The organism is Streptomyces sp. NPDC002104 (assembly GCF_053593795.1).
Genome location: NZ_JBSFDF010000018.1, coordinates 54,378 through 78,851 on the forward strand (window position 1 = coordinate 54,378; position 24,474 = coordinate 78,851).

Genomic DNA, 24,474 nt, shown 5'->3' on the forward strand with positions numbered 1-24,474 from the left:
GGCGGCCGGTGCGGTGGCTAGGGCCGTCGCGCGGGCCGCCCGGGTCAACTGGGCCCAGGAGTCTACGAGGAGGGCGAAGTCCTCCATGTCCCGGCCCGCCTCGTCGAGGAGTTGGGCGCGGCGTCCGGCGAGGGCGTCGGCGGCGGTGGCGTAGCGGCCGCCGAGGGACCGGTAGGAGCGTTCGAGGACGTCGAGGCGTCCGGCGTTCTCCGCGGGGTCCACGCGGATGCCGCCCCTGACGAGGCCGGCGACCGCATCGGCCCGCACGTGGCCGCCGGTGTCCAGCAGCGCGTCACCGGCCGTCTTCGTCGCGGCGTACACGCTCTGGAAGTGGCCCTCGGCGAGGAGGAACTTGGCGAACCTGATCTGGTAGGCGAGGAAGCCGGCGTCGGTCCGGCGTTCCTTCGTGTGGAAGTTGACGATGTGCCGGTTGTGCAGGACCCCGGGCAGGCGCGCGTCGTGGACCAGGCGGGTGAGGAAGTAGTCGCTGCCGATGGTGTCGGTGGCGGGTGGCAGCGGGACCCGGCCGTAGACCTCCCGGTCGAGGGCGATGTTGCACATGTCGACCTGCGTCGGGGCGACCGCGGTCAGTGTGGTGCGGTCGCCCGTGAACGGGGTGGTTCCGGCGCCGCGGAAGGACCGCTCGATCTGGTTCCGGCGCCAGATCTCCGGGAGGCCGGCGGGCACCGAGAGGCCGATGACCTCCTCGTACACGGCCGGGTCGAGGCGGCGGATCTCCTCGACGTCGACGGACATCTCGCCGATGAAGGAGCCGCCGACCAGGGCCACGGGCCGGTGCGCGCAGGCGGGGTCGAGCCTGCTGCGGGTCACCAGGGCGGAAACGTCGGCCGCCCGGCGTCCCAGGGCCGTCAGCTCGTGGCGCAGGGGGAAAACGGGCCCGCCGTCGAGGTACTGGTAGCGGCTGTCGGAGTCCCGGCGGTGCACGGACGTGCATCCCAGGGCCTCGGCGAGGAGGAAGGCGCGGTTGGTGCAGGCCCCGTAGGAGATGCCGGAGGGCAGCATCAGGCCGAGCAGCCGCTCCGGTGCACCGGCGCCGGAGCGGGCCGTCACCTCGCGCAGGAAGGCCCGCTGCTCGTCCTCGTCGAGGTGGTGCACGAGCACGCCGGGGGCCGGTGACAGCGCGGCCACCGTCGCGCGGTGCTCGGCGAGGACCGGGGCCGGGGAGGAGTCGAGGATCAGGAGGTGCACCTCGGCGCCGAACGCGCGGGCTCCGTAAGCGGCTTCCTCGGCCACGGCGAGGATGGTCTCGGTGCAGGCCCGGTCGGTCGGCAGGGTCAGACAGACACGGCGCATGCCGCCTCCCCCGCGCCCGCGCCCGCTTCCGGGGCGGTGACCGGGTCCTGCCAGGAGGTCAGGCCGAGCAGCCGGCTCCCGAGTGCGTTCAGCTCGGCCGTGGGGTACCGCTTGGACTCGTGCAGTACGGGGTCACCGACCAGCGTGCGGTTCCAGCGCGGGGTCCGCAGGTGCCGCCAGGACTCGACGCGGGAGCGCCTGAGCCGCTCGTGCTCCTCCAGGGCGGGCATCATCGACAGGTACTGGACCGCGCGCACCTGGTCCGCGGACCCGTTGCGCGCCACCCCGTGGGCCAGCAGGCCGTTCCAGATCAGCAGGTCGCCGGGGTACAGGTCGGGCCGGACCACGGGGTACTCCGTACGGTCCACGTCGGGACGCAGCGGGTCCCGGTCGGCGGGCCGGCCGGCCTTCCACTCCTCGAACCGGCGGAACAGTTCGGGGCAGCACTGGAAGCCTCCCGACTCCGCCCTGGTCTCGTTGAGCGCGATGATCCCCTGCACCCGCTGCGGGGGGACGCCGAGGGTGGTGTCGATGTCCCAGTGGAGTTCGATGTCGAAACCGCGGTCCGTGGGCTCGATGAGGGCGCGGTCCCGGTTCTTGACGTTGGGCGGGTTGAGGTTCAACCGGTCCTGGGTGACCCACAGTTCCTCGCAGTCCCACACGTCGACGAAGGCGTCGTAGACGCGTTGTGCCTGTCGGTTGTCCCACAGCAACTGGTGGTGGTACGCCTCCACGAAGCCGTACACGTGCAGTTGCCGGTCCAGCTCGGAGCGCATCGGCCGGTCCTCGTACCAGCTGTCCGGCCTGTCCGGGTCGAGGCCTTGGAACTCCCAGGTGAAGTCGAGGAGCCGCTGCGCGACCCGCGCGGGGACGGCCTCGCGGACGATGACGTAGCCGTAGGTCTGCCAGTGGGCGAAGTCCTCCTCGGACAGGACCCTCAGGGGTCTGGACTTCTTCAGCTCCCGCAGGGTGCTCTGCGCCAGGTACGACTCGCCGTCCGCGCTGAAGTACGGCACGTCCGAGGCCGCCCGGTGGAGGCGGGGGCGGCGGGTCCGGCTGGGGGCAGGGGTCGTCATGTGGTCACTCCAGAACGGGAGTCGGGGAAGGTGGCCCGGCGCTGCGGCGGGCGCGGACGGCCCCGGTTCCGCGAGCGCGCACGTTCGACCGGATTGGTTTAGACCATAGCCCCTGGCAAGTAGGTTCTCAACAGCAGGAGTTGTCTCGCCGGGATGCTCACGGGCGGAGAAGGGGGTGACTCCGGGGGCCGGTAAATTTGGTCTAGACAATAGGTGCGCCGACGGCCTACTGTCCCCTTTGCGCAGTCGGATCCCCCTCACGGGACACCCGCCGGCCCGTTCGCCACCGCATGCGCCGCGCGGTCGGCGACGACTCCGTGACGCATGCCTCCCCGCCGTCCGGCCGGCACCCGAAGACTGTTCGCGACACCCACGCCCACGCACAGAGGGAGCGGATTCCATGAGCACACCCAGCACCACGGCGCTGCCGGACGGCGGCCTGAGAAGCCCGGGTGCGGGCCTGGTCACGCTGGATCCGGTACGGACCGCGCTCCTGCACGGACTCGACGGCCTGCTCACCGGGCTGGCCGCCCGCCTCCACGCGCCCGAGGTCGTCGGCCCTCCCCTGCTCTCCGTGGAGGGCCTGGCACGCCTCGACTTCTTCCGGAACTTCCCCCATCTCGGCGTCTCCGCGGGCCGGTTCGCCCCGGAGGCCTTCGACGCTCTCGCCGCGGGCGGGACGCCGGGAGACCTGGCGCTGAGCCCGACCGGGTACCTCCTGCCCTCCGCCACCTGTTACGGACTGCTGCTCTCCCTGGAGGGCAGGGACATCGGCGAGGCGGGCCTGCGCCTCTCCGCCGCGGGGCGATGCTTCCGCAACGAGACCCACTACGACGGACTGCGCCGCCTGTGGGGCTTCCACATGCGCGAGGTCCTGTATCTCGGCACCAAGGAGGGCGCGGTCGAACACCTGGCACACGGCGCCGAGTTCGTGAGGGAGGCCGCCGCACTGCTCGGACTGGAACTGAGCCGGGCCGTGGCCGACGACCCCTTCTACGACAAGGGCGGCTCCCGGGCCCGGCTCATGGCCCTGGACCCCGTCAAGCACGAGTTCTGCGCCCCCGACGGCACCGCCATCGCCTCCGTGAACCGTCACCGCAACTTCTTCGGCGAACGGCTGGACATCCGGGCGGGCTCCGAGGGCCCGGCGTACAGCGCCTGCGTCGCCTTCGGTGTCGAGCGCTGGGTGCACGCCATGATCCTCGCCCACGGCACCCCCGAAGGGGCCCTGGACCGGCTCCGCGCCGCGACCCGCCCCTGAAAGGAGCACTCCCATGGAAGACCTCGTGACATGGCTGCACGAGAAGAACCCCGGTCTCGACGGCCCCATCGACACCGATGAGGACCTCATCGAGGCACGGCTCATCGATTCGATGGACTTCCTGGAGTTCATCGACCTCCTGGAGGAACTCTCCGGCAGCACCATCGACCTCCAGGAGGTCACCATCGACGACTTCCGCACCCTCGGCCGGGTTCAGGAACGCTTCCTGAACGCCGCCGGCTGAAGGCCCCGCCCTCCCGTGGCCGGCCCCCGGGACGCGGGCTTCGCCGTCGTGGCCACCACGCAGGAGGTCCTCGCCCATCCCGGACTGGACGAGGCGCTGCTCGCGCCCTGGGAACGGCAGCGGCTCGCCCGCATCCGGGTACGGGAACGCCGCCGCGAGGTGGTGGCCGCCCGGCTGCTCCTGCGGCTGTGCGTGGCCCGCCACACGGGCCTGACCCTGCGCGCATCGGAGCCGGCCCAGCTCTGCCCCGGCTGCGGGCGCACCGGCCACGGGCGCCCGTACCTGCCGGGCCGGCCGGGACTCGGGCTCAGCATGAGCCACGCCGACGGGCTGGTCGCGGCGGCCGTCGCCCCGGGAGCCGTCGGCATCGACGTCGAGCCCTCGGCCCGCCGCCCGGGGCCCCCGCACATGCTCCGGCGCTTCCTCCCGGAGTCGGAGCTCCGCGAGGCGGCCTCCCGTACGGATCCGGGTTCCGCGCTGCTGCGGTCGTGGGTCCGCAGGGAGGCGGTACTGAAGGCCGGTCAGGACGGCCTGCGCCTGCTCGAATGGTCGGACCCCGAAAGGGCGGCCACCGCCGCGGTCGCCGCGGCGGCTCCCATCACCGTCCGGACCTGTGGTGGGGATGCCGTGGGGATCGGGCGAACCCGGGGATGATGTCGGAGCCGTCGTGGAGGGCCGGGTGGTCAGCCGTGCCGGCCCGGATCACGGTTCACCGCCGTGCGGCGCAGATCGTTGTCGGCGAGGGGTTGCAGGGCGCCGCTGGTGTCCAGCCGGTAGAGCAGGACCAGCGGCGGTCCGACGAGCACGATCGCGATGACCGTGACCAGGAGCAGCCAGCGCAGTGTCGTCGGCGCTCCGGCCGCCTGGTCCACGGTCAGCGAGGTGGGGATGAGGTACGGGCGCTGGGCCAGCCCCCAGGCGATGACGACGAGGGCGACGCTCCCGACCGCGGTGATCCTCGCCCACCCCGTGGCCGTGCGCAGGAGCAGCGCGGCGGTGGCCACGGCGCAGACGGCGGCCCCCAGCACGCAGGCGAGGCCTGCGCCGCTGGTGAGGCCGTCGTGGACGTAGCGCGCGTCGTGGCGGGTGACGACGAGGCCGACGGCGGTCAGGACGGCGATGGACCCGAGGCTGCACCACGCGCGCAGCCGGAAGTAGTGGACGAGGTCGGGGGCGTCGAAGCGGCGGGCGTCGGCGGTGAGGAACACCGCTCCCAGGAAGGCCGTCGCGGCGACGGTGAGCAGGCCGCAGAGCACGGAGGTCCCGTTGGACCACGCGTCCGCGGACGCCTTCACCCCCGGAGCGACCCGGCCCGTGGCCAGCCCGCCGACGACCGCCCCGAGGAAGAAGGGCACCAGGAGGGAGGAAACGGCGAAGGTCCTGCCGTAGATCTTGCGGTGCGCGAGGCGTGTCATGGGTTTGCGCAGCGCGAAGCCCGCACCGCGCAGGACGAGCCCCAGGGTGGCGAGCGCCAGGGGCAGCCACATGGCGGTGAAGAGCGTCTGGAACAGGACCGGGAAACCCGTCCACATGAACACCAGGACGAAGATGAGCCAGACGTTGTTCGTCTCCCAGACGGGCTCCATGGCGTGGTCGATCAGCCACCGGGGCCGCTTGCCCCGTACGGCGCCGCCCGCGAAGAGGTCCCAGAAGCCGGCGCCGTAGTCCGTCCCGCCCGCACAGGCGTAGGCGGCGACCGCGCCCAGCAGCACCCAGGCCACGACGTCCTGGATCATCGTCCTCCTCCGTCACCGCGAGTGGAACCGTGATCGTGATCCGGTGCGGCCGCGACGGTCGCCCGGCGGGGCCCGTAGGGGGCGTCGCCTTCCGGAGTGCCGGCGGCCAGGGCGCCGCCCTCTTGTTCGTCCGCGATCCGCCAGCGGGTGCGCATCGTGAGCAGGACGCCCAGGAAGGTGCCGAAGATCAGTACGTAGACCACCATGACGACGGCGAGCATCGTCCACAGCGACGCGGCCCGGGTGTCCGTGACGGCTTCGGACACCCGCATGTTCTCGTACACGATCCAGGGCTGGCGCCCCACCTCGGTGGTGATCCAGCCGCATTCCACCGTCAGCAGGCAGGCCGCCCCCGCCACGGCGGCGCACCGGAAGAACCACGGGGAACCCGGCAGGTCGCGTCGCCGCAGCCAGCACCAGCCGTACCAGAGCGCGAGCAGGAGGAGCGCGCTCCCGATGGACACCATGATGTCGAAGGCCCAGTGGGCGATCGTGGCCTGGGTCGCCGTGGGGCGGTCGCTCGCGGGGACCGAGGACAGGCCCGTCACCCGGGTGTCCGGGCTGAAACCGGCGAGGATCGAGTCCAGTTGGGGGAACTTGAGCCCGCCGGAGACCGTTCCGTCCTCGCGCAGGCGGCCGAACAGGTACTCCGGCTGGTGGGCGCCGGTCTTCCAGACCAGCTCGGTGGCGGCGAACTTCACCGGCTGCTGCTGGAAGACCGAGCGGGCGATGGAGTCCCCGAGCACGAACTGCACGGGGGTGAGGATCGCGGCGACGGTGAACGGAACGGTGAAGCCGAGCCGGTGATAGTGGTCACGCCGGCCGCGCAGCCAGCCCACCGCGTACACCCCGGCCACGACGTAGCCCGCCGTGAGGACGACACCCGCCACGAAGTGCCAGTACTCGGGACCGAAGATCGGCGTGAAGATCGCCTTGCGGACGTCGATGTCCACGGGGTTGCCGCCGGCGTCGAGCGAGAAGCCGCGCGGCGTGTTCATCCAGGAGTTCGCGGCGATGATGCCGAACGCGCCCAGCAGGGCCGTCAGCGGAAGGGGCAGGGCCAGCCAGAAGTGCGTCCACGGCTTCAGTTTCCGCCAGCCGTAGAGGTAGATGGCGATGAGGATCGCCTCCAGGAAGAACGCCCACGCCTCGACCCCGAACCCGAGGCCGAAGACATCGCCCCACCGGCCCATGAGGCCGGGCCAGAGCAGGCCGAACTCGAAGGAGAGCACGGTCCCGGTGACGATGCCGATGGCGAACTGCACGGCCATGACCGCCGACCAGCGCCGCGCGAGCAGCAGGGCGACCGGATCGCTCCTGCGCAGCCCGCGGTAGTGCATCAGCAGGGTGATGGCGGGAAGAGCCACGCCGAAGGGAACGAGCAGGATGTGGGAGGCCAGGGTGAAGGCCATGAGTTGGCGGGCGGGGAGCAGCTGCGGAGGGGGGTCCGCCAGGATCGCGAGCGCGCTGTTCATCGCCACCACGACAGCACCACCGCGTTGCCGTGGCCCGGTGGCGCGACTGCCACTGACCCGATGGGGTGCTCTCCCGAACCGAACGGCTCAACTGGGGCGCGGGCTCCCGGTGGCGGCGGAGGCGCGGTCCTCGGCGTAGTAGCGCCCCAGGAGTTCCCGCTCGGCGTCCCGGTGGGGGAACATGAAGAAGATCAGCAGGGCGCCCAGGCCGATCGCCGCCAGGCCGACGGTGTACGCCCAGTCGTCGCCGTGGAGGAAGGACCGGCGTGCCGCCTCGACGATCTGGCCGGCGTACTGGGGGTGCTGCTGGGCGACCTGACCGGCGGAGGCGAACGACTTCGTCAGCTCGCTCTGGACCTGGTCCGACACGTCCTTGCCCTCGCGGGAGGAGGCGATCGCCGCGCTGAAGGCCGAGGCGTAGCCGGCGGTGAGGAGCAGCCCCATGATGGACTGCATGACGGCCCCGCCGAGGTCCCGTTGCAGGTCGGCGGTGCCGGAGGCCATGCCGGCCCGCCGCACGGGCACCGATCCGGTCAGCGAGTGGGACGCGGGCGTCCCGGCGAGGCCGGCGCCGATGCCGGTGAGCACGTAGGCCAGGCCGATGTGCCAGTAGCGGCTGTGCTCGCCCCAGAACAGCAGCATCCAGGCGAAGGCGAGGAAGAGGAACGCGTAGCCGATCAGCAGGGTCGTGCGGGCGCCGCGCGTCTCGACCAGCTTCGCGGACCGTGGCGCCACGAGCACCATCATCACGACGAGGGGGAGGATGGCGGCGCCGGCTTCGACGGGGTTGTACCCGAGCACGTTCTGCAGGTACTGCTGGCTGATGAACGCCGACCCCATCATGGCGCCGTAGACGATGATTCCCGCGCACGCGGCGACCCAGAACGTGCGCCGTCCGGCGATGTGGAGGTCGTACAGCGGGTTGGGTGCCCGGCGCTGACGCCGGAAGAACGCCGCTCCGGCGGCCAGGGCGATCACGACGAGGCCGGCGACCAGTGCTCCCTGATGGGGGACGGCGGCGAAATTGATCGCCAGTACCAGTCCCGCGATCAGGAGGACGGACAGGACGCCGCCGAGGTTGTCCACCGGTTCGGCCGACTCGTTGGCGTGTGCGGGGACGAACAGCAGGGCCATGACCAGCGCGACCACGGCGAGGGGCAGGGTGATCAGGAACACCGATCCCCAGTAGAAGCGTTCGAGCAGCGCGCCCGCGATCACCGGTCCGAGCATGGAGATGCCGCCGCCCAGGGCCGACCACAGCGCGATCGGCTTCGTCCGCCCGGGCCCCGCCCACAGGGCGGTGATGAGCGCCAGGGTGGTCGGGTAGGCCATGCCGGCCGAGAGCCCGCCGAGGATGCGGGCCATCACCAGGACCGTGTCGCTCGGCGCGGACGCGGCGAGCAGGCAGGCGGGGACGGACAGAGCGGTGCCGAGGAGCAGCAGCAGCTTGCGTCCGTGACGGTCGCCGATCGCCCCCAGGTAGAGGACCGATGCGGCGAGGCCCAGGGAGTACCCCACGGCGACCAGGTTCAGCGAGGTCTGGGAGGAATCGAACGCCTTCCCGATCGCGGGCAGTGCCACATTGGCCACCGACAGGTTCAGGTTGGCGACCGCGGCAACGATGATCAGGGAAGCGAGAACGAGCGGCGCCCGCGCGGGTGCCTCGGGCGGAACGTCGGTGCGGGGCGCGCCGCTCTTCGGCATGGGACCTCCGGGACGGTGTCGGGCTCGGCGGGAGTCCTGCCTGATCTGGCGGGAGTCCTGCCTGATCTACCGTGCCGAACGCCGCCGCGCCGGGATGACACGCCCACCGCACCGCCCCGAGTCGCTCGCGGACGTCAGCCGAACGACGGGATGACCTCGGAGCCGTACGCGTCGATGGTCGCTTCCCTGGCGTCGTGCATGTTGTAGAGCGCGAACTGGTGCACCCCGAGATCCCGCAGGGCCCGGAGCTTCTCGATGTGGGCCTCGGCCGGGCCCAGGAGGCAGAAGCGGTCGACGATCTCGTCGGGGACGAAGTCGGCGGACGGGTTCCCGGCCCGGCCGTGGTGGCTGTAGTCGTAGCCCTGCCGTGCCTTGACGTACTCGGTCAGTTCGTCCGGAACCATCGAGGAGTGCTCGCCGTAGCGGGTGACCAGGTCGGCGACGTGGTTGCCGACCATTCCGCCGAACCAGCGGCACTGGTCGCGGGCGTGCGCCAGGTCGTCCCCCACGTACGCCGGGGCCGCCACGCAGATGGTGAGGGAGTCGGGGTCACGGCCGGCCTCCACGGCGGCCTGCCGTACCGCCTTGATCATCCACTCGGTGAGGTAGGGGTCGGCGAGCTGGAGGATGAACCCGTCCGCCTTCTGCCCGGCCAGGGCGAGGGCCTTCGGCCCGTAGGCCGCCATCCAGACCGGAAGATTCCCGTCCCGGATCCAGGGGATCTTGACCGGGTTCCCGTCGACGACCGCTTCGCGGCCCTCCGCGAGGTCCCGGATGACGTCGATGGCCTCGCCGAGGCGGGCCAGCGTGTTGGGCGCGCGCCCGGCGACCCGCATCGCCGAGTCGCCGCGGCCGATGCCGCAGACCGTGCGGTTGCCGTACATGTCGTTGAGGGTCGCGAAGGTGGAGGCGGTCACCTCCCAGGTGCGCGTCCCGGGGTTGGTGACCATCGGACCCACGTGCATGCGCTGCGTGTTGGCCAGGATCTGGCTGTAGATGACGAACGGCTCCTGCCACAGGACGGCCGAGTCGAAGGTCCAGCCGTAGCTGAACCCGTTGCGCTCGCCGCGCTTCATGAGGCTGATCACCTGGGAGGCGGGCGGATCGGTCTGCAGGACGAGGCCGAAGTCCATGGCTGGCTGCTCCTTGCTGCGTGCGGTGCTCACAGGTACTGGCAGGTGGAGCGGGGGATGAAGGCCCCGTGACCGGCCCGGCCCGTGAACTCCCGCCGGTCGATGACGAGTTCGCCGCGCGAGAGGACCGTGTCGACGCGTCCGGTGATCCGCTTGCCCTCGTACGCCGAGTAGTCCACGTTCATGTGGTGCGTCTCGGCGGAGATGACCTGCTCGGCGTGCGGATCGTAGAGGACGATGTCGGCGTCGGAACCCGGCGCGATGGTGCCCTTCTGGGGGTAGAGGCCGAACATCCGGGCCGGGGTCGCGCAGGCGATCTCGATCCAGCGGCGGCGGCTGATGTGCCCCTCCAGGACGGCCTGGTGGAGGAGGTCCATGCGGTTCTCCACCCCCGGCAGCCCGTTGGGGATCTTCGAGAAGTCCCCGCGCCCCAGCTCCTTCTGGCCCCGGAAGCAGAAGGGGCAGTGGTCGGTGGAGACCACCTGGAGGTCGTTGGTCCGCAGCCCCCGCCACAGCGCCGCCTGGTGCTCGCGCGGGCGCAGCGGGGTGGAGCAGACGTACTTGGCGCCCTGGAAGTCGGGTTCTTCGAGGTTGTCGGTGGACAGGAAGAGGTACTGCGGGCAGGTCTCGCCGAAGACCGGCAGACCCTTGTCCCGGGCGGCGGCCAGCTCCGCGACCGCCTCCTCCGCCGAGACGTGCACCACGTACAGCGGGGAGCCGGCCACCCGCGCGAGCTGGATGGCCCGGTGGGTGGCCTCGGCTTCGAGGAGCACCTTGCGGACCTCGCCGTGGTGGCGCGGGTCCGTCTCCCCACGGGCCAGGGCCTGTTCGACGAGCACGTCGATCGCGATGCCGTTCTCGGCGTGCATCATGATCAGCCCGCCGTTGCCCGCGGCGCGTTGCATCGCGCGCAGGATCTGGCCGTCGTCGCTGTAGAAGACCCCGGGGTAGGCCATGAACAGCTTGAAGGAGGTCACGCCCTCCCCCACCAGGTGGTCCATCTCCTTCAGGGTCCGCTCGTTGACGTCCGAGAGGATCATGTGGAAGGCGTAGTCGACGGCGCACTGGCCGTCGGCCTTGGCGTACCAGGTGTCGAGGCCCTCCCGCAGGGCGTGCCCCGGTGTCTGGACGGCGAAGTCCACGATGGTGGTGGTGCCGCCCCAGGCGGCGGCGCGGGTGCCGGTCTCGAAGGTGTCGGAGGCCGCGGTGCCGCCGAAGGGCAGTTCCATGTGGGTGTGGGCGTCGACCCCGCCGGGGATGACGTACTTCCCGCTCGCGTCGATCGTGCGGTCGGCCGTCCACGTCCCGGCCGCGACCGTGCCGTGTGCCGCGAGGGCGGCGACCCGGCCGTCCTCGATCAGCACGTCGGCGTGGAGCTCGTCGGACGCGGTGATGACGAGGCCGCCTCGGATGAGGGTGCGGATGCTGCTCATGTACGTCTCCCCCGGTACTAGTTGAGGGTGTGGAGGGCCTCGGCGAGGATGTCCGCTCCCTCTTCCGCCTCGGCGACGGTGAGGGAGAGCGGCGGCGCGATGCGCAGCACGCTGGTGTTGTGGCCGCCGCCCTTGCCGAGCAGCAGTCCGCCGGCCCGGGCGGCCTCCAGTACGGCGGCGGCCGCGTCCGGGTCGGCCTGGTCGGTGCCGGGTTTCGTCAGCTCCAGTCCGGCCATCAGGCCCCGGCCGCGCACCTCGCGTACGGCGGGCACGGTCGCGGCGACGGCCCGCAGCCGCTCCAGCAGCAGGCCGCCGACGCGGCGGGCGTTGCCCTGCAGGTCGTGTTCGAGGAGGTAGCCGAGATTGGCCACGCCGGCCGCCATGGTGACCGGTGAACCGCCGAAGGTGGAGATGGAGTTGGAGTCGAGGCAGTTCATCACCTCGGCGCGGGCCACGACCCCGCCGATGGACATGCCGTTGCCGATGCCCTTGGCGAAGGTGATGATGTCCGGCGGGCCGTTCTGGGCGTGGGCCTGCCAGCCCCAGAAGTGCTCGCCGGTCCGGCCCCACCCGGTCTGCACCTCGTCGCTGATCCAGAGGATGCCGTGCCGGTCGAGCACCTCGCGGAAGGACCCGTAGAGCCCGTCGGGGGGCGAGGTGAAGCCGCCCACGCCCTGGATCGGCTCGGCGATGAGCGCAGCGACCCCGCCGCGCGCCTGGCCCAGTACGTCTTCCAGGTCGGCGACGGCCGCGGCGGTGAAGGCGGCGTCGTCGAGGTGGGCGAAGGGGCCGCGGGTGCGGACCGCGCCGTGGACGTAGTACGTCTGGAGCGGCGAGAGGCTGGTCGGGGACCAGCCGCGGTTGCCGGTGATGGAGACGGTGGAGAAGGACCGGCCGTGGTAGCTGTTGCGCATCGCCAGGATCTGGTTGGAGCGGCGGTACGTCGTCGCGAGCAGCAGGGCGGTGTCGTTGGCCTCGGTGCCGGAGGTGGTGAAGAAGACCCGGGCGTCGGGGATGCCGGACAACGCCGAGACGCGCTCGGCCAGTTCGATCATCGGGCGGTTGAGGTAGAGGGTGGAGGAGTGGATGATCCGCGCGGCCTGTTCGGAGACGGCCTTGGTGACCTCGGGCAGGGCGTGGGCGGTCATCGTGGTGAGGATGCCGCCGAAGAAGTCGAGGTAGCGGTTGCCGTCCGCGTCCCAGACGTGGCGGCCCTCGCCGTGGGTGAGTTCGAGGGGGCGGTCGTAGTAGAGCGCGAGCCAGTCGGGCAGGACGGAGCGGTGCCGGCTGTGCAGGGGGATCGGGTTGGTCACGGCTGTACGAGTCCTCCGTAGGCGTCGGGGCGGCGGTCGCGGTAGAAGGCCCACTGGTCGCGGACCTCCTTGATCAGGTCGAAGTCGAGGTCGCGGACGAGGAGTTCCTCCTCCTTGTCGCTGGCGACCTCCCCGACGAACTGGCCGCGCGGGTCGACGAAGTAGCTGGTGCCGTAGAAGTCATTGTCGCCGTACTCCTCCTGGCCGACGCGGTTGATGGCGGCGACGAAGTACTCGTTGGCGACGGCCGAGGCGGGCTGCTCCAGCTGCCACAGGTATCCGGAGAGGCCCCGGGAGGTGGCGGAGGGGTTGTAGACCAACTGGGCTCCGTTCAAGCCCAGTTCGCGCCAGCCCTCCGGGAAGTGGCGGTCGTAGCAGATGTAGACGCCGATGCGGCCGACGGCGGTGTCGAAGACCGGGAAGCCGAGGTTGCCCGGGCGGAAGTAGTACTTCTCCCAGAAGCCCCTGACCTGGGGGATGTGGTGCTTGCGGTACTTGCCGAGGTAGCTGCCGTCGGCGTCGATGACGGCGGCGGTGTTGTAGTAGTGGCCCTCGGACTCCAGCTCGAAGACCGGTACGACGATCACCATGCGGGTCTCGCGGGCGAGTGCCTGCATCCGCCGGACGGTGGGGCCGTCGGGGACGGCCTCGGCCCAGCGGTAGTGCTCGGGCTCCTGGACCTGGCAGAAGTAGGGGGCGTTGAAGACCTCCTGGAAGCCGATGATCTGCGCGCCCTGGGCAGCGGCCCGGCGGGCGTGCTCCTCGTGTTTGGCGATCATCGACTCGGTGTCTCCGGTCCAGGTGGCCTGGACGAGTGCGGCGCGGACGACTTGGGCCATGAGCTGCTCCTCGCGACGGGGTACGCCGGCTTCTACGCACGTAGAGGGTGTTCGACGGCTGCGCGTAGGGAGTTGAAGGTAGGCCTCGGTCAGGCCCGGGGCAAGACCGCGTTGCGCGGTTGGAGTAGTGGATCACCAAACGCAGGAGTTACGTCGGCACGTGGTCGTTTCCGATCATCCGACGGGCAGATTCGCGACTCGAAGGGCGTGCAACAGGTCGCGGTGATGAGCCCCCGAGAGGGCTTCGGCGGCGCGGAGCAGCCGGGGCGCGAACCACCGGGGATCCCGGCGCGCGAGCCGGGCCGACTCCTCGGCGGTGCGCACCCGCACGAAGGCGGCGAGCAGCGCGTCGGCCTCCTCCGCGTGGTCGGCCGCGGCGAGCACGAGGGCGGCCTCGGCGATCTCGGCGGCCGGCCGGGCGGCACCCTGACGCAGCAGGGCCTCCCGGTCGGCCGGCCCGAGCGCGGCGGCGGCCGCGGCGAACCGCGCGGGCGGCAGCGAGGCCGCCTCCCAGAGCAGGGTGGCCCAGTCCGCAACCAGCCCGGCCCGCCCCAGCTCCTCCCCCAGCACCACCAGCTCCCCGGCGGGCCCGGCAGCCGCCTCGCAGAGCAGCACATGCGCCTCCCCGCTCCGCCCCTGACTCCGCAACGCGATGAGCCCCTCGACGAGACCCCGGGGACCTCGGGCCCACGGGGCGGGGCCTTGCGGGGCGCTGCCCGGGGCGGAAGCACCGTCCGAGTCGGCGGCGGAAGCCGGGGCGCGCCACTGGCCGGGCGCCCCGTGCGAGCCCCCGCCCGCGGCGGAGCCACCGTGCAGGCCGGCGGCCGGGGCGTGCCACTGAACGGACGCGCCTTGCGGGCCGCCACCCGGGGCGGAGCCGCCGTGCAGGCCGGCCGCCGGGGCGTGCCACTGAGCGGACGCGCCTTGCGGGCCGCCACTCGGGGCGGAAGCACCGTCCGAGTCGGCGGCGGAAGCCGGGGCGCGCCACGGAGCGGACGCACCCTGCGGGCCGTCGGCAGAGGCAGAGCCGTCCCACGCCGGGGAAACGCCCTGCGGGCCGGCGCCCGGGGTCGGGGCGGCCCAGTGGGCGGAGCCGTCGGGAGCGCGGTCCGGCCACGGAGCGCGCTGGCCCTGCGGGTGAGGCCGGGGATCCGGTCCGGAGGCGGAGGCCGCGCCGGGCACGGGAGCCCCGCCCGAGGCGGAATCCCCGCCCGGCACGGGAGCCCGGTCGGGCACGGGAGCCTCGCCGGAGCGGGCACCCCTGCCCCAGGCGGAATCCCCGCCCGGCAGGGAAGGCCCGCCCGAGGCGGGAGCCCAGCCGGGTGCTGGTGCGCTAGCGGGTGCTGGGGCGCGCCCCGCGCTCCAAGCCGGGGCCGTGGGAGGGCGGGTGCCCTGGCCCGTGGGGCCGGGTGCGCCGTGCGGCCGGCCCTCGGCGGGGGGCCAGGCGCCGTCCGCCGTCGGCGCGGCTCCGGCGTGCCCGGCCGTGGGGCCGGAGCCAGCGTGGTCGGCGTCGCCCGCAGCTGCGGACGGGCCTTCGGAGCCCGCGCGGGCGGGCTCGCGCAGGGTTCCGCGTGCCGGACCGGCCGGAGCGGCGGGATGCCCCGCCGGGGACGGTTCGGCCTCGGGGCGGGCGGGGCGGCCGAAGCGGGCGCCGCGCAGGGGCGTGGCGGACGAAGGCTGCCCCGGGGGCACGGTGACGGCCCCGGCGTCGGGCGCCGCAGCCCCTGCGTACCGGGCCCCGCCGCTGCGCCGCGCACCGCGCAGCCACCGTCCCTCGGCCCGCCCGACGGGCTCCGCCGCCCCGTCCGGCACGGGGTCCGCGGTGGGGGCGGCCGCCTCGCCCGAAGGCATCCCCGGCGCCCGGCCCGACGCCACGTCCGAAGGCGTGCCCGGCCCCCGACCCGAGGCCGAGCCCGGCGACCACCTCGACGCCTCGTCCGAGGCCGTCCCCGGCGCCCGGCCCGGTGCCTCGGCCGTCGGTGCTCCCGGCCACCCCGCGTCCCGGGGGCCCGGCCATGCCGCGGTGCGCTGGGCGGGTACCCCGGTCAGGGGTTCCGGTGCCGGGGGTCCCGCGGACGGGCCCGGGGCCACAGCCTCCAGGCGGGTCGTCAGGTCGTCGTGGCGGGCCGCCGCGCGGGCGGCGTCGTCGCGGGTCCAGGAGAGTTCCCGCGACAGGGCCTGCGCCTGCGCCGGGTCCGCCGTTTCCGCCAGTCGCGCCGACAGCACGCGCAGGGCGTCCCGGGCCCGTGCCCGCTGCTCGGCGGCCGAGGCGAGCAGGGTGTGCAGTTCCTCCACACCGCCCGGCAGCCGGTCCCAGACACCGACCGCCGCGGCCCGCAGACCGGCCGCGTACCGCGCCTCCCGCTCGAGCGCCGCCGCGCCCGTCGATGCCGCCAAGTCGCCGAGCAGCGACTCCAGTACGTCCCAGGGCGGCATCGCGGCCCCGTCCAGACAGGCCCGCATGCCCTGCGGGTCCCGCCGCAGGAACTCCCCGTACCAGCCCGCCCCCGGATCCAGCCGCTGTGTCAACCCCCGCATGTATCCGGAGAGTTGGCCGATCACCTGCGAAGTCGCGGTCTCCATCCCCGCATTGGATCGCACCCGCGTTACGGGCGGGCTACAGGAGTCTCAAAGGTTGACGGCGGGCGGGGCAAGCCTGACGGCGATCGCGATGTGCGGCCGCCCGCGCCGGACGATGGCGGCCGGCACGTCCAGCATCCAGAACTGCCAGGTGTACTTGCGCCCCATCAGCTTCCGCACCCGCTTCAGCCCGTCCGCGTCCAGCAGCCGCGCCTCACCCTCGGCGGCCTCGGCCCCTTCGGCCACCCGCCCGCGTACGTCGCAGGCCACGACCGTGACCCGCCCGTCGTTGCGGATCCGCTTCACCTTCCACGCGTCGTCGCGCGTCCACACGTACAGCTCGTCGCCGTCCGCCACCGCCCACACCGGCGTGGCCACCGGCGTGCCGTTCTTGCGGAAGGTGGTGAGACTGACGTACCTCGCTCTGCCCAGCTCCTCGATCGTCATGCGCCCGACCCTACGCGGCCCGGCCCTACGCGGCCCGGCCCTACGCGGCCCGGCCCTACGCGGCCCGGCCGGCGGGAGCCCGGCCGGCGGGAGCCCGATCGGCGGGAGTCCGGTCAGCGCGGGGCGACGGCGCGCTCCAGCAGGCTCCGCAGCAGGCCCTGCTCCTCCGGGGCGAGTCCGGACACCGGTGAGTCCACGGCGAGGAGGCCGAGGAGCCGGGTGCGCAGAGCGGCGCCCCCGGGGGTGAGGGCGAGCTGTTTGGCGCGACGGTCGGTGGGGTGCGGGTGCCGCTCGATCAGGCTCTGCTTCTCCAGCTTGTCCACGACGAAGGTGGCGTTGGAGGGCTCGCAGCTCATGCGCTCGGCGAGCTCCCGCATGGTCATGGGCCCGCTCATCTCCCGCAACGCGGTGGCCTGGGCCGGGGTGAGGCCCAGGGTGGCGGCGCGCTCGCGCACGTGCTCGGCGATCCGGTGGGCCAGCCCGTCCACCAGCCCGCACAGCTGCCGCTCGGCGAGGACCTGGTGCTCGGGAGGCGTCGTCATGGCTCCAGTCTAGCAAGTCCATCAAGCCAGCATATTTACAACTTGAATCATTCAAGCTTGATGCTTATGGTTAGCCCCACCACCCGGCGGACCACCCGGCGGTGGACTGACACTTACTCACCAGGGGATTCACATGCAGGACGTGACGACGACGCGCGAGGAACGACTGACCCGGCCGGCCGCGATCCGCTCGCTGTGGCTGGGCGACACGAAGGTCTCGTACGTGCCGGACGGCGAGGTGCGGCTCCGGCCCCGGAAGCTGCTCCCCGACACCACCGACGACGCATGGGCCGCCCACCCCGAGTACCTGGACGCCACGGGCCACCTCGTGGGCAGCGTCGGCGCCCTGCTCGTGGAGCACGGCGGCCGGGCACTGCTGATCGACGCGGGCATCGGCCCGCAGAGCTTCCGGACCCCGGGCGGACCCATCGATGCGATCCACGGCGGCGCGCTCCCCGGCAGCCTGGCCGAACTGGGCGTCGCCCCCTCGGACATCGAGGCCGTGGCCTTCACCCACCTCCACTCCGACCACGTCGGCTGGGCCCTCCACCCCGTACCCGGCGACGGCCGGCCCCTCTTCCCCCGCGCCGAGTACCTGGTCACCGCACCCGAGTGGGCCGCCCTCGACCCCTCCGCGGCCGAGGGCACGGCCGAACTGGCCGCCGCCCTCGCGCCGCGCGTGCGCACGGTCGACGACGGGCAGGAGATCTTCCCCGGGGTCCGCGTGCGAATCGCTCCCGGCCACACCGACGGGCACGCCGAGTACGTCGTCACCGGGGGCGGCCGACGGCTGATCGCCTTCGGCGACGCCGCGCACTCACCGGTCCAGATCGACCACCCCGAGTGGTCCGCCGCCTTCGACCACGATCCCGCCCGCACCGCCGTCCACCGCCGCCGGCTCGTGGCCGAGCTGGCGGAGCCGGACACCATCGGCTTCGGCGTCCACTTCGCCGACGTGGTGTTCGGGCACGTGCGGCAGGACGCCGACGGCGGCACGCAATGGCACCCCGTGGACGTCTGAGAAGGGCCGCCTCAGGCGGCCGGCGCCGGCTCCCCGTGGGTGAGGGTCTCCCACGCCACGAACAGGTCGTCCGTCCCGGCCGGCCGCGTCTTCTCGACCAGCTCGCGGGTGTACGGAAGTTTCGCCCCCGTCCGCACCGCGTAGTGCTGGAGGGCGACTTCCAGGTCGGGTCCCATCGTGCGCTCCAGCTTCCCGCCGCACAGCCACGCGGGGGCCTCTTCACCCAGCTGGTACTTCGCGTGGAACTCCAGTGCCGCCCGGAGCCGCTCGCCCTGTTCCCCGTACAGGTCGACTCCCTGGTGCCAGGCCGTCTCCGCGATGTGCGCGGACGCCGCGAGCGCGTAGCCGACGTGCATCAGGTTGCGGCAGGTCTCCTGGGCGACGCCGTCGGCGTACGTTGCCTGGCCGAACCAGTACGCCGTCACCTTCTCCGGCGAGTCGATGGCGGTGCGCGGCGGCGCCAGCGGGTGCGCGCCGTCCCGCTTGAGGTAGAAGTACGCGGGAACGCGGTCGCGGAAGCGGTCCAGGGACTCCTGGAAGACGGCCCGGTCCTCCAGGAACACGGAGATGCCGAGGGCGGCGTCGGTCATGGCCAGCTCCCAGTTGCCGTTGTACGCCGGCACCTGCGCGCGGACGGCCGGGAGATAGGCCGTGCGCAGCATCTCCTTGAAGCGGGCGACCCGCCCGGCGCCCCAGCCGGGGTAGTCGGCGTGGACGATCTCGGCGGCGCGCGCCCAGGTGGAGCCCGACCAGGCGGCCTGGAGGCCGGCGTTGTCCTCGGCGTGACGCTTCATCACGGCGGACCAGCCGTCCATGATCTGCACGGCCTTGCGGGCGTGGGAGGCCTTGCCGTTCACCGACCACAGCAGGGCGTGGGTGTACGCGGCGATCGCGTCCTGCCGTTCGTCGAGGCAGGACTGCGGCCCCGAGTTGAAGGGGCAGGGCACCACGTCGGCCGGGTGGGCCCGGTAGTCGAGCGAGGCGTAGCGGCTCTTGAGCAGCGCCCGGTACGCGGAGTTCCACGGCTCCTTGCCGGCCGCGACCATCTGCTTCGCGTGCTGGAGCCGGGTGTGGCTGACGACGACGCCCGGGTGGCGGAAGACCACCTCGCCCGGGTCCCTGGCGTGGGCCCGGCCCTCGGGGGCGGCGCATGCCGCGAGCAGCAGGCCGCCCGCGAGGAGGGCGCCCACGAGTCCGAGGCCGAGTCGCTTGGATGTGGATGCGTTCATGTCTGACACGCCTTCACGCTTGCCCCGCGCCCCGGCCCTCCCACCGCCGATTGGGCCGTTCGGCCCGCCGGGCCCGCCCTAACGGCATGCCGAAGGGCGGGCCCGTCGGCCGAACGGCCGTGGCCCGCCCACCCGGAGCCCCTTACACGGGCACGAGGGTGCAGCGCCGCATCACTTCGTCCAGCGAGAGCCCGAGGGCCCCCGCCAGGGCGGCGACGGTGAAGAAGGCCGGGGTCGGGGCCCGGCCGGTCTCGATCTTGCGGAGGGTTTCGGCGGAGAGCCCGGCGCTGGCCGCGATCTCGACCATGCTGCGGCCGCCACGGGCGGTGCGCAACAGGGCGCCGAGCCGCTCGCCGCGTTCGCGCTCTTCGGGGGTGAGGGGGGTACGGACCATGCCCTCATACTACCCCGGGACCCAATAAGTATCCCGTTACAGTTATACCGGTATAGTTATTGGCATGATGGAACTCAAGACGGACCGATCGATCGACCTGATGCGCGCCGCCGGCCGCGTCGTCGCGCACGCCCTCGCCGCCGCCCGGGACCGGGCCGCCGTAGGGGTCTCCCTGCTGGAGCTCGACCTCGCCGCGCGCGAGGTGCTCCGCGAGGCCGGGGCGAGCTCGCCCTTCCTCGGCTACCGGCCGCGGTTCGCACCGGTTCCCTTCCCGGCCGTCATCTGCGCCTCCGTGAACGACGCGATCGTGCACGGCATCCCCACCGACTACCGGCTGCGCGACGGCGACCTGGTCAGCATCGACTGCGGCGCGAAACTGGACGGCTGGGTCGGCGACGCGGCCGTCAGCTTCACGGTCGGCCGGCCCCGCCCCGCCGACCTGCGGCTCATCGAGACCGCCGAGGCCGCCCTCGCCGCGGGCATCGCCGCCGCGCGGCACGGCAACCGCGTCGGCGACATCGCCCACGCCATCGGCACCGTCTGCCGCACCGCCGGGTACGGCATCCCCGACGGCTTCGGCGGCCACGGCATCGGACGCTCCATGCACGAGGAGCCGGGCGTGCCCAACGAGGGCCCGGCCGGGCAGGGTACGAAGCTGCGCGCCGGCATGGTCATCGCGATCGAGCCGATGCTCATCGCGGGCGGTACGGACGACTACGCCTGCGACCCGGACGGCTGGACCCTGCGGACCGTCGACGGCACCCGCGCCGCGCACGCCGAGCACACGGTCGCGATCACCGCCGCCGGTCCGAGGATCCTCACCGCCCTCTGAGGCCTACTGCTTCCCGTGCGGGTGCACGACCATCGCCGAGCCCCCGCCCCGCCGGCTCGTCTCGGCCGCGGCCAGCCAGCGCCCGTCGGGCAGCCGCTGGACCCCGGTGGCCGCACCGATCTCCGGGTTCTGCCGGAATCCCTGCCCCAGGGCCGCCAGCTCGGCGCGGACCGGGCTGTTCCACAGGCCCGGCTCCAGCTCGGTGGTGCTCTGGTTGCGCTGGCTGGCCCGCGGCGCCGCGATGGCGTCGACCAGCGGCAGCCCGCGGTCCAGGTACCCGGTCAGGGTCTGGAGCACCGTGGTGATGATGGTCGCCCCGCCCGGGGAGCCCAGCGCCAGCACCGGGCGCCCGTCCTCCAGCACGATGGTCGGCGACATCGACGAGCGCGGCCGCTTGCCGGGGCCCGGCAGGTTCGGGTCGGGGACGCCCGGCGCCGCCGGGGCGAAGGAGAAGTCGGTCAGCTCGTTGTTGAGCAGGAAGCCGCGCCCCGGGACGGTGATGGCGCTGCCGCCGGTGGACTCGATGGTCAGCGTGTAGGAGACCACGTTGCCCCAGCGGTCGGCGACCGTCAGGTGCGTGGTGTTCTCCCCCTCGTAGGTGGTCGGGGCGGCCTGCCCGGAGCCGCCGCAGGCGACCGGGTGGCGGGGATCGCCCGGAGCCAGCGGGCTGGTCAGGGCCTTGGCCGGGTCGATGAGGCAGCCGCGGGTGTCCGCGTAGGCCTGCGAGAGCAGCTCCCTCGTGGGCACGTCCTCGGCGGCCGGGTCGCCGACCCAGCGGCCCCGGTCGGCGAAGGAGATCCGGGAGGCCTCGATGAAGCGGTGCAGGTACTGGGCTTCGGTGAGCGAGCCGAGGTCGGTGCGCTCCAGGATGTTCAGTGCCTCGCCGACGGTGGTGCCGCCGGAGGAGGACGGGGCCATGCTGTACACGTCCAGGCCCCGGTAGCCGACCCGGGTCGGGTCCTGCCGCTTGGTCTCGTACTCGCGCAGGTCCCCGGTGGTCAGATCGCCGGAGCGGACCACGCGGGTCGCGGCCGGGTCCACCGGGGGCGTGCGCACGGCCCGGACGATGTCCTCGGCCAGCCGGCCCCGGTAGAGCGCGCCCGCGCCCTTGCGGCCGAGTTCGGCGTACGTGGCGGCCAGGTCGGGGTTCTTGAAGGTGGACCCGACCACCGGGAGGGCGCCGCCGGGCAGGAAGAGCTCCCTGGTGTCGGGGAAGTCCCTGAAGCGGGCCTCGTTCAGTTCGGTCTGGGCCCGGAAGGTGGAGTCCACCGTGAAGCCCTCGCGGGCCAGTTTCTCGGCGGGCTTGAGGAGTTGGCCCAGGGAACGGGTGCCCCAGGCCTCCAGCGCGCTCTGCCAGGTCGCCGGGGTGCCCGGGACTCCGACGCCGCGGCCGCTGGTCTGGCCCTCGGCGAAGGGGATCGGCAGGCCGTTCTCCTGGAACAGCCCGGCGGTCGCCGTCGCCGGGGCGGTTTCGCGGCCGTCGATGGTACGGACCCGGCCGGAGCGGGCGTCGTAGTACACGAAGTACCCTCCCCCGCCGATGCCGGCGGAGTACGGCTCGGTGACCCCGAGCGCCGCGGCCGTCGCGACGGCGGCGTCCACGGCGTTGCCGCCGGAGCGCAGGACGGCGATGCCGGCCGCGCTGGCATCGGCGTCGACGCTGGCGACGGCCCCTCCGTAGCCGGCGGCCACCGGGACCTTCGGCGGGGTGGCGCTCTGCGACGACGGGGCATCCGCCCCGGTCGAGACGAGCGCCCCGGCGAGCGCGACGAGCGCTAACGTACGTGCGGCGGGACCACGCATTCGGTTCCTCCAGTCGACTGCCTGTCAGACCTTGGAGCGGCAGCCTAACTTCCGCGCACCCACCGCGTCATGACGGCGGCGTGACGGCTACGATCCGCCGCATGAATGAGGACGTCCGCAACATCGTGCTCGGGGTGATCGCCACCGCATGCAGCGGAGGTTTCGGCTGGTTCACCCGGACCTACCTGTGGCGCCGCGCCCTGCGCCGCAAACAGGCCTTCTTCGGACTGCCGACCGGCTCGGACTGCCTGTTCGTGGTCAACCGGCAGATGGGCGGCACCGATTCCTCCCTGCACCGCAACGACGCCTTCGCGCTGCTGGAGATATCCGCCCTGATCAAGGACTGCGGGGCGAACGTGCAGATCGTCACCCACGACGCGGCCCGTCAGGGCTTCGGCGAACGCGCCGAGTTCTGTGTGGGCGGACCCTCCTCGAACGCCCGGACCACGGCCCATCTGGCCTCCATGCTGCCCGGGGTGCGGATCATCGTCTCCAGCGAGCCGGTACCGGATCGCGGGGCCATCACCGTCGGCGGGGAGACCTACCGCTGGCAGAAGGGCCTCGTCGAGCACGTGCTGCTGGCGCGGCTGACGACCGGGCGGGGGTCCCGGCCGGTGTTCCTGCTGTGCGGGCAGACCGCCATCAGCAATCAGGCCGCGGCCCGGTACCTGGCCCGCTACCACCGCAAGCTGGCCGACTCCTACAAGGACGACTCCTTCTGCGTCCTGCTCAAGGTGATCAACTCCGATGCCTACGGCCCCGACGTGACCGAGCTCGTCGCCGATGTCACCGGCCCGGCCCGGACACCCGCAGCGGCAGCCGTGTGATCCCGTTGATGAAGTTCGACACCAACCGGCGTGGCGGGCCGACCAGTTCGGGCGCCGGCATGGACGCGGTCCACTCCTCGTGGAGCACGCGCAGCTGGAGCCGCGCGAAATGGGCGCCCAGGCACACGTGCGGGCCGTCCCCGAAGGAGACGTGCGGGTTGGGGGCACGGCCGAGGTCGAGGCGGCCGGGCCCGGCGAAGACGCGCTCGTCGTGGTTGGCGGAGGCGTGGAAGACCACCACCTTGTCACCGGCCCGGATCCGCACTCCGGCGAGCTGGGTGTCGGCGGCGGCGGTACGGCGGAAGCTCAGCACCGGCGGGTGCACGCGCAGGAGTTCCTCGACGGCCCGGTCCGGCGGGACCCGGCCGGCGGCGAGTGCGGCGTAGGCGTCCGGGTCGCGGGCCAGGGCGAGCAGGCCGCCGGGCGCGGCGCTGCGCACGGTGTCGTTGCCCGCGACGGTGAGCAGGAAGAAGAACATCTCCAGCTCCGCGTCCTGGAGTCCGGCGAGCGCGAGGGCGGTCATCACGTCGTCGCCGGGGTGGGCCCGTTTGTACGCGGCCAGTTCGCGGGCGTAGGCGAACATCTCCCCCAGCAGCGCCGGCGAGCGCGGGTTCAGCGGTTTCCCCTCGGGGCCGAGCCGCGGCGCCGGGGCGTCCTCGGGATCCTGGTACCCGATGATCCGTACGGTCCACTCCAGCAGCAGCCCCCGGTCGGCCGCGGGCACACCCAGCAGGTCGGTGAGGTTCAGCAGGGCGTACTCGTCGGTGACGGTGCGCACCACGTCGGCGGCCCCGTCCTCGGCGCCGTCGCGGGCGGCGCGCAGCAGCGTACGGGCGCGTCCCCTGACCCGGGCGGCGAAGGCGTCGACGCGGGCCGGGGTGAAGGCGCGGGCCACGGTCCGGCGCAGGGTTCCGTGGTCGGGCGGATCCTGGTTGAGCATGGTGCGCCGCAGGAACGGCAGGTCGGCCGGGTCGGGGTCGCGGATCTGGGTGGCGCCCAGGTGCGAGGAGTACGTCCGGTGGTCGCGCAGCACCCGGACCACGTCGGCGTGCCGGGTGACGGCCCAGAAGCCGGGGCCGGCGGGCCAGCCGAGCACCTCCGGCTCGCTCTGCCAGGCCACCGGGTGGTGGTCGCGGAGCAGGCGGTAGCGGTCGTACGGGACGCCTTCGGCGTAGAGGCGCGGGTCGAAGACGTCGGGGGCCGGTCCTTGGTCCATGCGCCACACGGTGGCGGGGAGCGGCCCGCCCCGCAAGGGGGCTCCGCCGGGCGGG

Annotated in this window: 21 protein-coding genes and 1 pseudogene; 6 read left to right on the plus strand and 16 right to left on the minus strand. The window is 73.0% G+C overall.

Annotated features, from left to right (window positions below):
- Positions 1 to 15: 15 nt before the first annotated feature.
- Positions 16 to 1,314 (minus strand): annotated as a pseudogene (locus ACWCP2_RS17615) (DUF6271 family protein); the annotation flags it as partial.
- Complete coding sequence (locus ACWCP2_RS17620; protein WP_450909487.1) at positions 1,296 to 2,390, minus strand: phytanoyl-CoA dioxygenase family protein; 1,095 nt, start codon at positions 2,388 to 2,390, stop codon at positions 1,296 to 1,298. The gene ACWCP2_RS17620 and the pseudogene ACWCP2_RS17615, both read right to left, overlap by 19 nt.
- Positions 2,391 to 2,790: 400 nt before the next feature.
- Between ACWCP2_RS17620 and ACWCP2_RS17625 the strand changes: the two genes are divergently transcribed.
- Genes ACWCP2_RS17625 through ACWCP2_RS17635 form a run of 3 tightly spaced genes read left to right on the plus strand, consistent with a single transcriptional unit; the run spans position 2,791 to position 4,549 of the window.
- On the plus strand, positions 2,791 to 3,651 hold the full coding sequence (locus ACWCP2_RS17625) for a hypothetical protein (RefSeq protein WP_450909488.1): 861 nt from the start codon (positions 2,791 to 2,793) through the stop codon (positions 3,649 to 3,651).
- 13 nt (positions 3,652 to 3,664) lie between these two features.
- On the plus strand, positions 3,665 to 3,895 hold the full coding sequence (locus ACWCP2_RS17630; protein ID WP_450909489.1) for an acyl carrier protein: 231 nt from the start codon (positions 3,665 to 3,667) through the stop codon (positions 3,893 to 3,895).
- 15 nt (positions 3,896 to 3,910) lie between these two features.
- Positions 3,911 to 4,549 carry a 4'-phosphopantetheinyl transferase superfamily protein gene (locus ACWCP2_RS17635; RefSeq protein ID WP_450909490.1) on the plus strand — a complete coding sequence of 213 codons (639 nt, stop codon included), beginning with the start codon at positions 3,911 to 3,913 and terminating at the stop codon, positions 4,547 to 4,549.
- Between the two features lie 29 nt (positions 4,550 to 4,578).
- Here ACWCP2_RS17635 and ACWCP2_RS17640 read toward each other — a convergent pair whose 3' ends face one another.
- The 10 genes from ACWCP2_RS17640 to ACWCP2_RS17685 form a co-directional block, all read right to left on the minus strand.
- Positions 4,579 to 5,631 carry a cytochrome d ubiquinol oxidase subunit II gene (locus ACWCP2_RS17640; protein ID WP_450909491.1) on the minus strand — a complete coding sequence of 351 codons (1,053 nt, stop codon included), beginning with the start codon at positions 5,629 to 5,631 and terminating at the stop codon, positions 4,579 to 4,581.
- On the minus strand, positions 5,628 to 7,106 hold the full coding sequence (locus tag ACWCP2_RS17645) for a cytochrome ubiquinol oxidase subunit I (RefSeq protein WP_450909492.1): 1,479 nt from the start codon (positions 7,104 to 7,106) through the stop codon (positions 5,628 to 5,630). The genes ACWCP2_RS17640 and ACWCP2_RS17645 overlap by 4 nt, the downstream gene beginning before the upstream one ends.
- 87 nt (positions 7,107 to 7,193) lie before the next feature.
- A complete protein-coding gene (locus ACWCP2_RS17650) occupies positions 7,194 to 8,810 on the minus strand; it encodes an MFS transporter (RefSeq protein WP_450909493.1) in 1,617 nt (538 codons plus the stop codon).
- Between the two features lie 134 nt (positions 8,811 to 8,944).
- Positions 8,945 to 9,943, minus strand: coding sequence for a TIGR03842 family LLM class F420-dependent oxidoreductase (locus ACWCP2_RS17655; RefSeq protein WP_450909494.1), 999 nt, complete (start codon positions 9,941 to 9,943; stop codon positions 8,945 to 8,947).
- 29 nt (positions 9,944 to 9,972) lie between these two features.
- Positions 9,973 to 11,376 carry a dihydropyrimidinase gene (gene hydA, locus ACWCP2_RS17660; protein WP_450909495.1) on the minus strand — a complete coding sequence of 468 codons (1,404 nt, stop codon included), beginning with the start codon at positions 11,374 to 11,376 and terminating at the stop codon, positions 9,973 to 9,975.
- A 17-nt stretch (positions 11,377 to 11,393) separates the two neighbouring features.
- The gene (locus ACWCP2_RS17665; protein WP_450909496.1) at positions 11,394 to 12,689 is read right to left on the minus strand and encodes an aspartate aminotransferase family protein; all 1,296 of its coding nucleotides are present in this window, start codon (positions 12,687 to 12,689) and stop codon (positions 11,394 to 11,396) included.
- Complete coding sequence (locus tag ACWCP2_RS17670) at positions 12,686 to 13,528, minus strand: nitrilase-related carbon-nitrogen hydrolase (protein ID WP_450909497.1); 843 nt, start codon at positions 13,526 to 13,528, stop codon at positions 12,686 to 12,688. The genes ACWCP2_RS17665 and ACWCP2_RS17670 overlap by 4 nt, the downstream gene beginning before the upstream one ends.
- Before the next feature lie 174 nt (positions 13,529 to 13,702).
- Positions 13,703 to 16,111, minus strand: a complete 2,409-nt coding sequence (locus ACWCP2_RS17675; protein WP_450909498.1) for a hypothetical protein — start codon at positions 16,109 to 16,111, stop codon at positions 13,703 to 13,705.
- A 45-nt stretch (positions 16,112 to 16,156) separates the two neighbouring features.
- Entirely contained in the window at positions 16,157 to 16,555 is a 399-nt protein-coding gene (locus ACWCP2_RS17680) for a PPOX class F420-dependent oxidoreductase (RefSeq protein WP_450909499.1), read from the minus strand.
- A 113-nt stretch (positions 16,556 to 16,668) separates the two neighbouring features.
- Positions 16,669 to 17,097: a MarR family winged helix-turn-helix transcriptional regulator gene (locus ACWCP2_RS17685; RefSeq protein WP_450909500.1), complete on the minus strand. Its 429-nt coding sequence runs from the start codon at positions 17,095 to 17,097 to the stop codon at positions 16,669 to 16,671.
- Positions 17,098 to 17,230: 133 nt separating this feature from the next.
- Between ACWCP2_RS17685 and ACWCP2_RS17690 the strand changes: the two genes are divergently transcribed.
- Positions 17,231 to 18,118 carry an MBL fold metallo-hydrolase gene (locus tag ACWCP2_RS17690; RefSeq protein ID WP_450909501.1) on the plus strand — a complete coding sequence of 296 codons (888 nt, stop codon included), beginning with the start codon at positions 17,231 to 17,233 and terminating at the stop codon, positions 18,116 to 18,118.
- 11 nt (positions 18,119 to 18,129) lie between these two features.
- On the opposite strand, the gene ACWCP2_RS17695 is transcribed toward ACWCP2_RS17690, so the two are convergent.
- Entirely contained in the window at positions 18,130 to 19,347 is a 1,218-nt protein-coding gene (locus ACWCP2_RS17695; RefSeq protein ID WP_450909502.1) for an alginate lyase family protein, read from the minus strand.
- A 142-nt stretch (positions 19,348 to 19,489) separates the two neighbouring features.
- Positions 19,490 to 19,741, minus strand: coding sequence for a helix-turn-helix domain-containing protein (locus tag ACWCP2_RS17700; RefSeq protein ID WP_450909503.1), 252 nt, complete (start codon positions 19,739 to 19,741; stop codon positions 19,490 to 19,492).
- A gap of 64 nt (positions 19,742 to 19,805) precedes the next feature.
- On the opposite strand from ACWCP2_RS17700, the gene map reads away from it, so the two are divergent.
- The gene (gene map / locus ACWCP2_RS17705) at positions 19,806 to 20,573 is read left to right on the plus strand and encodes a type I methionyl aminopeptidase (protein ID WP_450909504.1); all 768 of its coding nucleotides are present in this window, start codon (positions 19,806 to 19,808) and stop codon (positions 20,571 to 20,573) included.
- A gap of 3 nt (positions 20,574 to 20,576) precedes the next feature.
- On the opposite strand, the gene ggt is transcribed toward map, so the two are convergent.
- Positions 20,577 to 22,376 (minus strand): gamma-glutamyltransferase, encoded by a 1,800-nt coding sequence (ggt, locus tag ACWCP2_RS17710; RefSeq protein WP_450909505.1) that lies wholly within the window; start codon positions 22,374 to 22,376, stop codon positions 20,577 to 20,579.
- A 101-nt stretch (positions 22,377 to 22,477) separates the two neighbouring features.
- Between ggt and ACWCP2_RS17715 the strand changes: the two genes are divergently transcribed.
- On the plus strand, positions 22,478 to 23,203 hold the full coding sequence (locus ACWCP2_RS17715; RefSeq protein WP_450909506.1) for a hypothetical protein: 726 nt from the start codon (positions 22,478 to 22,480) through the stop codon (positions 23,201 to 23,203).
- Here ACWCP2_RS17715 and ACWCP2_RS17720 read toward each other — a convergent pair.
- Positions 23,163 to 24,419, minus strand: a complete 1,257-nt coding sequence (locus ACWCP2_RS17720; RefSeq protein ID WP_450909507.1) for a cytochrome P450 — start codon at positions 24,417 to 24,419, stop codon at positions 23,163 to 23,165. The genes ACWCP2_RS17715 and ACWCP2_RS17720 overlap by 41 nt on opposite strands.
- Positions 24,420 to 24,474 lie beyond the last annotated feature (55 nt).